The organism is Cobetia sp., from assembly GCF_983723665.1.
Window position 1 is genome coordinate 1 of sequence record NZ_CFDJES010000024.1, and the last position, 7,579, is coordinate 7,579.

Annotated in this window: 9 protein-coding genes; all 9 read right to left on the reverse strand. The window is 65.3% G+C overall.

Going from position 1 to position 7,579, the window contains the following annotated elements:
- Positions 1–965: UDP-N-acetylmuramate dehydrogenase (gene murB / locus AC4FAH_RS04175; RefSeq protein WP_490245679.1), on the reverse strand; the 965-nt coding region annotated here is incomplete at its 3' end.
- The gene (locus AC4FAH_RS04180; RefSeq protein WP_153635255.1) at positions 962–1,519 is read right to left on the reverse strand and encodes a low molecular weight protein-tyrosine-phosphatase; all 558 of its coding nucleotides are present in this window, start codon (positions 1,517–1,519) and stop codon (positions 962–964) included. The genes murB and AC4FAH_RS04180, both read right to left, overlap by 4 nt.
- Entirely contained in the window at positions 1,519–2,358 is an 840-nt protein-coding gene (gene kdsB / locus AC4FAH_RS04185) for a 3-deoxy-manno-octulosonate cytidylyltransferase (RefSeq protein ID WP_153635254.1), read from the reverse strand. The genes AC4FAH_RS04180 and kdsB overlap by 1 nt, the downstream gene beginning before the upstream one ends.
- Positions 2,358–2,552 carry a Trm112 family protein gene (locus AC4FAH_RS04190; protein WP_043331901.1) on the reverse strand — a complete coding sequence of 65 codons (195 nt, stop codon included), beginning with the start codon at positions 2,550–2,552 and terminating at the stop codon, positions 2,358–2,360. Before AC4FAH_RS04190 ends, kdsB begins: the two co-directional genes overlap by 1 nt.
- A gap of 54 nt (positions 2,553–2,606) precedes the next feature.
- Positions 2,607–3,596, reverse strand: coding sequence for a tetraacyldisaccharide 4'-kinase (gene lpxK / locus AC4FAH_RS04195; RefSeq protein WP_054555010.1), 990 nt, complete (start codon positions 3,594–3,596; stop codon positions 2,607–2,609).
- A complete protein-coding gene (gene msbA / locus AC4FAH_RS04200; protein ID WP_225347686.1) occupies positions 3,593–5,341 on the reverse strand; it encodes a lipid A export permease/ATP-binding protein MsbA in 1,749 nt (582 codons plus the stop codon). The genes lpxK and msbA overlap by 4 nt, the downstream gene beginning before the upstream one ends.
- Positions 5,342–5,369: 28 nt before the next feature.
- Positions 5,370–5,795, reverse strand: coding sequence for an ExbD/TolR family protein (locus tag AC4FAH_RS04205; protein ID WP_153635253.1), 426 nt, complete (start codon positions 5,793–5,795; stop codon positions 5,370–5,372).
- Positions 5,792–6,571 (reverse strand): MotA/TolQ/ExbB proton channel family protein, encoded by a 780-nt coding sequence (locus AC4FAH_RS04210; RefSeq protein ID WP_082388116.1) that lies wholly within the window; start codon positions 6,569–6,571, stop codon positions 5,792–5,794. Before AC4FAH_RS04210 ends, AC4FAH_RS04205 begins: the two co-directional genes overlap by 4 nt.
- 107 nt (positions 6,572–6,678) lie before the next feature.
- Positions 6,679–7,579 (reverse strand): ComEC/Rec2 family competence protein (locus tag AC4FAH_RS04215; protein WP_490245680.1); only part of this gene is annotated, 901 nt, incomplete at its 5' end.

A 7,579-nucleotide genomic window follows, 5' to 3' on the forward strand; every position in this document is an offset into this window, starting at 1 on the left:
CCCTCGCCGAAGTGCACCAGCACCAGCGCCTGCTGAGCATGCACGCCGACATGGCCTCTGCGCGCGCCCTTGAGACCACATTGATCGATCAGCCAGCCTGCTGCCAGCTTGATGCTGCCATCGGCCTGCGGGTAATGCGGCAAGCTCGGGAAGCGGGTCAGCAGCGCCTGGGCCTCAGCCTGGGGAAGCTGTGGATTCTTGAAGAAACTGCCGGCATTGCCCAGTTGTGCGGGGTCGGGCAACTTCTCACTGCGCGTGGCAATCACCGCCTGGGCGACCTGCAACGGCGTCACCTCCTCCCCTTGCGGCAACGCCGCACTGACGCGCTGGGCGAGATCACCATAACCGAGCCGGGGCGACGCCTGGCGCGACACCTGCAACTCCAGGCGCGTGATCAGCACACGATGCTCAAGCGCGCCCTTGAAGATGCTGTCGCGATAGCCGAAACCGCATTCCTCGCGATTCATCCAGCGGCAGCTGCCATCTTCCAGCGACATGACTTCCAGGCGCAGCAGATGGTCTGCCAGCTCGACGCCATAGGCGCCGATATTCTGGATAGGCGCCGCACCGCAGCAACCGGGAATCAGCGCCAGATTTTCATAGCCCCACCAGCCGGCGGCGGCCAGCTCCATCACCAGGGCATGCCAGCGCTTGCCGGCTTCGACGCAGACCGTGGCTGTCAGGCCGTCTTCTGCCGGCGTGATGGTGACCTCGTCAAAGGCCGGACGCATGACATGGGCATCCAGCCACGGCAGCAATACCAGATTGCTGCCGCCGCCGATCACCACCAGACGCTCTCCAGCCTGCCGGGAGGCCAGCACCTGTGCCCTGGCCGCCTCGACGGTGTGTGGCTCGCTCAGGGCGCGGGCGCGCGCCGAGAAGCCCAGCGTATTGCAGCCATCCAGCGCCACCCCCTCACGTTGCGAGGTGTCGCCAGCGTTCTGATCAGTGGATACCGGAGTCATGAGCGTGCCCGCGCCGTGGTCGCCGCAGGCAGTGCCGCAATGAGTGCCTCACAGGCCACATCGATCAGATCCAGCACACGCTCGAAGGCATCGGGGCCTCCGGTGTAGGGGTCCGGCACCTCACGACTTCCCGCTGCCAGCGCGGGCAGCGGGATCGGCAGCAGGTCCAGCAGGCGACCGATCAGCGCCTGATCGCCACTGTTGCTGCGTGCAGCCAAGGCACGGGTATCGGCAAGATTGGCGTCGTCCATCACCAGAATCAGATCGAAGTCGTGAAAGTCCTGCTCGCACAACTGACGGGCACGCAGCGTGCTGATGTCGTGTCCGCGCTTGGCCGCATGGGCGATGGCCCGCGAGTCAGGCTGACCGCCGACATGCCAGTCACTGGTGCCGCAACTGTCCACCGTGATGACCTGATCCAGACCATGGCGCGTCAAAGCCGCACGCAACACACCTTCGGCACTCGGTGAGCGGCAGATATTGCCCAGGCACACCATCAGGATGCGCTCCAATGGCGCCTGACGCTGGGCCAGTTGCTCAAGAAGCTCGCTCATCAGGCCTCTCCGCTCTCGCTGCCTGCCGCTGCTTGCGCCAGCCAGTCGCGCACGCGCTCGAGATCCTCCGGCGTATCGACACCGGCCGGATGCGCCGTGCAGGCAATGGCCACCTGGATGGCATGACCATGATGCAGCGCGCGCAGCTGTTCGAGCTGTTCGAGCTGCTCCAGCGGGGCCGGCAGCCAGTCGACGTAATCGGTCAGGAAGCTGGCACGGTAGGCGTAGAGACCGATATGGCGCAGCCAGGAATCGGTGGCCAGCATGTCCGGCGGCGTGGTGAAGTGCTCGCGGTCCCACGGGATAGGCGCGCGCGAGAAGTACAGGGCACGCCCACGCAGGTCACGCACCACCTTGACCACATTGGGATTGAACAGGCTGTCGACGCTGGCGATCGACTCCGCCAGGGTGGCGATCGAGGCGCCCTCGTCTTCCTCGAGACGCACCGCCACCTGATCGATCAGCGCCGCCGGCAGCAGCGGCTCGTCGCCCTGGACGTTGACCACCAGGGTCTCGGGGGCCAGCGCCAGCAGCGTGACCACCTCGGCAAGGCGGTCTGTCCCGCTGGGGTGATCGGCACGCGTCATCACCACCTCGGCCCCGAAGCCTTCACAGGCCTCACGGATGCGCTCGTCATCGGTGGCGATCACGACCCGACTGGCCTGACTGGCACAGGCATTGCGCCAGACGTGCTCGATCATCGGCTGGCCATGAATGTCCGCCAGGGGCTTGCCCGGCAGGCGTGAGGAGTTGAAGCGCGCCGGAATCACGACCACGAAGCCGGACTCGCCCTCTGAACGGCTGTCGTCTGCCTGCCCCTGCTGCAGAAGGTCACTCATCAGCCGCGGCTCCCCTTGAGCTTCTCGTCGGCATCCATCTGGCGCGCTTCTTCTTCCAGCATGACGGGAATGCCGTCGCGTACCGGATAGGCGAGGCCATCGTAGAAGCACTTGAGCTCGGCATTCGCCGCATCATAGGTCAGCTTGGCCTGACACAGCGGGCAAACCAGTAGCGCGAGCAGTTCCTTGTCCATCGAGACATCTCCGGAATAACAGCAGAAAAGAAAGAAAATTCAGCGATCAAGCACTCAGAGCGCCTCAAGGCGTTTGGCGAGCCAGTCTACCAGCGCCTGGTCCGGACGCGCCTCGACATCCAGCGCCCAGCAGCGCTCATTGGCGAAGCTGCGACACTTGACGGCGTCCTTGGCGGTCATCACCACGGGCAGATTGTCGGAAAAGCGCAGATCCGTCGGCGTGAAGCGATGGTGGTCCGCCAGCGGACGCGGCAGATGCTCGACCCCGAGGTTGGTCAGGGTGCGGAAGAAGCGCTGCGGATTGCCGATACCGGCCAACGCATGCACCTGACCGCTGAACGGCAGCTGGTGGGCAGGATAGCGCACGTCGTCGATCAGGTGGCGCCAGTGGACCGGCGTCAGCTTCATGCAATGCGATTCCACCGGCAGGCGCGAGCAGTCGATGACACCGTTGGAGATCACCGCATCGACACTGGCGAGGCGCGACAACGGCTCGCGCAGCGGCCCGGCGGGCAGGCAACGCTGATTGCCGAAGGCACGCTCACCGTCCACGACCACCAGCTCGATATCGCGCCCCAGCGCATGATGCTGCAGACCGTCATCGGAGAGCAGAATGTCGCAGCCGGCGGCAATCAGGCGCCGCGCCGCGCTTGGGCGATCCGGATCGACCGCCACCGGCAGGCCCGTCTGCTGAGCCAGCATCACCGGCTCATCGCCGGCATGCTGAGGATCGGTATCGGCCTGCACGTAGAGGGGATAGCGCGGCGAATGCCCACCGTAGCCGCGCGAGATGATGCCCGGGCGCCAGCCCTGCTCGCTCAACCAGCGCCCCAGCCAGGCGACCAGCGGCGACTTGCCGGTACCACCGACGGTGATGTTGCCGATCACGATCACCGGCACCGGCGCCTTCCAGACCTCACGCTTGCCGGTGAGATAGGCATTGCGCTTGCGCGCCACCACATTCTTGTAGACATGTTCCAGCGGGCGCAGCAGATGAAGCCAGCCGGCGCCGCGATACCAGGCGTCTACCAGTCGTTCACTCATGCGTCTGCCGTCTCCCGGAACTGGATGCGATGCAGCGCGGCATAAGCACCTTCCTGAGCAATCAATGATTCGTGGGTGCCGTCTTCGATGATCTCGCCATCATCCATCACCAGGATGCGGTCCGCCTTCTCGATGGTGGACAGACGGTGGGCGATCACGAAGGTCGTACGGCCCTGACACACTTCCTCCAGCGCGCGCTGGATATAGCGTTCGGATTCGGTATCCAGCGCCGAGGTGGCCTCATCCAGCACCAGGATCGGCGAGTCCTTGTAGATGGCACGCGCGATGGCGATACGCTGGCGCTGACCACCGGAGAGCATCACGCCATTGTCGCCGACGATGGTGTCGTAGCCTTCGCTCATGCGCTCGATGAATTCGTGGGCATAGGCCGCGCGCGCCGCCTCTTCCACCCGTGCCTTGTCGACCTCACCGGTGCCGTAGGCGATGTTGGCGGTCAGGTCGGCATTGAACAGGGTGACATTCTGCGAGACCAGCGCGATCTGCTGACGCATCGGGCGCAGCTTGTAGTCCTCGATGGCGACATCATCGATCAGGATGCGGCCGGTGGTCGGCGCGTAGAAGCGCGGCAACAGGCTCATCAATGTCGACTTGCCCGACCCCGAACGCCCGACGATGGCGACCATCTGCCCCGGCTTCACCTCCAGATCGATGCCCTTGAGCACCTCCGGCTGATGGTCTGCATAGCGGAAGTGGACATTGTCGAAGCGCACACGGCCCTCGAGGCGACCCTCAGGCACCAGGGTGCCGTTGTCCGGCTCTGCCGGCGTATCCAGCAGGCCGAACAGTTCTTCCGAGGCCGCCATGCCCTTCTGGATCTCGCCGTTGACTTCGGTCAACTGGCGCACCGGCTTGGCCATCATCGAGGCGGCGGTGATGAAGCCGACGAACTCACCGGCGCTCATGCCGGCCATCAGTTCCGGCGCCATCGCCAGCCACACCAGCGTGGCCAGCGCCACGGCGATCAACAGCTGGATGACCGGCGTGGCGGTGGCCTTGGTCAGCGCTTCCTTCATCTTCTGCTCGCGGTTGTACTCACTGACCGCCGCGAAGCGTGCCTTCTCGTAATCCTCGGCACCGTGGGTACGCACGACACGATGGCCGGACAGCGCCTCGGAGGCCACGTGGGTCACCTCGCCCATCGAGCCCTGGATACGCTTGGAGAGCTTGCGGAAGCGCTTGCTGGCATAGCTGACCACCCAGCCGATCAGCGGCGTGACGGCGATGAACACCAGCGTCAGCTTCCAGTTGGTCCAGAACAGATAGCCCAGCAGGCCGAGCACGAAGAAGCCTTCGCGCAGGATGATGGTCAGCGCCTTGGTGGCCGCGCCGGTGATCTGCTCGACATGGTAGGTGACGCGCGTGATGAGATGGCCGGTGGAGTTCTCGTCGAAATAGCGCCCCGGCAAGTGCAGCATGTGGTTGAACACCGTGGTGCGCAGGGTGTGGACCACGTTGCGCGCCACATCACTCATGCAGTAGGTGCCCAGGAAGGTGCCGACGCCGCGCACGGCGAACATGCCGATCACGAACAGCGGCAGGAACAGTCTGAACTGGGCGTCAGGATTCTGAATGCCGTCGATCAGGCGCTTCATCATCTCGGCCAGCGCCGTACTCGAGGCACCGTAGATGATGTAGCCGACGACGGCGGCCAGAAACATCTTCCAGTACGGGCGAACATAGCCGAGCAAGCGGCGGTAATGAATCCAGGTGGAGTCGCGACTCACGGGGTCTCCATAGACTTGGGCGGCGCCCTCATGGGGCATCCGGTGATGATGATTCCGTCCCGATACGCGTACTGATGCGCACACGGGTGATACCCACTTCAGCGGCGGCGTCCAGCGCCGTGACCACCTTGGCGTGGGGCGTGCGGCCATCGGCTTCGAGGATCAACCCGAAGCGATCTGCCTGGTCCTTGTACTGCGCAAGCTGCGCTCCCAGTTCATCCTCGCCGAGGCTTGCCTCGCCGAGCGTAAAATCACCTGCCGCCCCGATGCTCAGGATCAAGGGCGCCTGCTCTACCGCGCTGGCCTGACTGGACTGCGGCAGGATGAGGTCCAGCGCTCGACGGCTATCGAAGGTCGTCGAGACCATGAAGAAGATCAGCAGCAGAAACACCACGTCGATCAGCGGGGTGAGATTGACCTCCACCGACTCACGCTGGCGACGCGGAAACCTCATGACGGCCTCCCGGCACCTGCCCCCTTGCCATCATCGCCACCATAGGGGTCATCGGCGTCACGACGCATGTAGGCCGGCAGGTCTTCCGGCAGGCGCTCATGGGGCTCCGGCACCTGGCCGGGGCGCTGGCCCGGGCGACGGTCGATGCCGTCATGGCTCTCGGCCAGCCCGAGCTCGCCCTGATGGTGCGAGATATATTCCACCACCTGCCCTGCCTGCTCCTCCATGTTGACGGTGATGTCCTCGACACAGCGCTGGAAATAGCGATGGAACATCAGTGCCGGAATCGCCACCGTCAAGCCGGACGCCGTCGTCACCAGCGCCTGGGAAATCCCGCCGGCCAGCTCCTGGGCGCGCTCGGCGCTGCCCGCATCGACGATCACGGCGAAGACGTCGATCATGCCGACCACCGTGCCCAGCAGCCCCAAAAGCGGCGTGATGGCGGCGATGGTGCCCAGCGGACTCAGGAAGCGTTCCATGTCATGGATGACGGCCACGGCCGACTCCTGCATGCGCGCGCGTACCTGCTCATTGCCCAGGCGCGCATTGCGCAGCCCCGCCGCCAGCACGTTGCCCAGCGGCGAATGACTCTCCAGCCAGTAGACATTGACCTGTCCCTGGCTGATCAGTTCACACACCTGCTGTCCCAGACCCTTCGGCGCGATGCGTCGACGACGCAGCGTCCACAGGCGCTCGAGGATGATGGCCAGTGCCACGACGGAACATCCGAGGATGGGGAGCATCAAGACTCCCCCTGCGTACAAGGCTTCCAGCATGTGACCTCTCCCTTGGTCTCGATGCCTCTGCGGGCACCATTGTTGTCGTGTCAGATGTCACGCGCCATCCCTGTCGCGCAGGCCGTATGAATCCGCCATGCATCTGATCATTCAGCGGATTTTACCCCAAGGCACCTCACTCCGATACCGCCAGCCCTGCGCGCTGGTTGCAGCCGCTCCCCCTGCGGCGACCACTCCCAGTGCAAGGCACCATCCAGCCCGACATGCCAGAGACACTCGACATGACGCGCCAGACGCTCCACCACGTCCGGATGCGGATGACCATGCGGATTGTAGCGACCGGCGCTGACAATCGCGTGACGCGCCGCCAGGCTCTCGAGCCAGGCATCACCACTGCTGGAGCGGCTGCCGTGATGTGCGACCACCAGCAACGGCAAGCCGCGCCCGGCCAGGCGCTGGCGCAGCGTCGCCTGCAACTCGCGCTCCTGCTGCTGGCCGATATCGCCGGCCAGCAACGCCAGCGGGCGCGCGCCATGTGCTATCAAGACCACACAGGAGTGCGCGTTGTCACGTCGGGTCTTCAACCCTGCTGGCGGCCACAGCATCTCAAGGCGCACGGGGTGGCCCTGCAGCTCACCGAGGGTGATGCTGCGCCCGGCGACACACTCCCGCATCGCCACCTCATCGAGCCAGCTTACCTGATGCTCCAGCCGCGCCCGCTGCCCGGCCGGCACCCACAGGGCGGCGATCTCCTCGGCAGACAGCGCCTGCAGTCCACCGGCGTGATCGCCATCCCCGTGACTCATGATCACGCCGATAGGCTCTCCCGCCACGGGCATTGCTCCCGGCAAGCGGGCGCTGGCATTGCGCGACGCCGCCCCCAGGTCGTAACGCCAGTGCCTCGGCACCTGCCGTGACGCGCCTGTCGAGTCACTCGCGCTCGACGCCAGATGACTGTGCAGCGACAGCGCCAGCCCCTGCCCGACATCGTGCACCGTCAGACTGAGCGCGGGCGCCCGGGGCGAGAACGAGGCGGCCTCCGTCGCG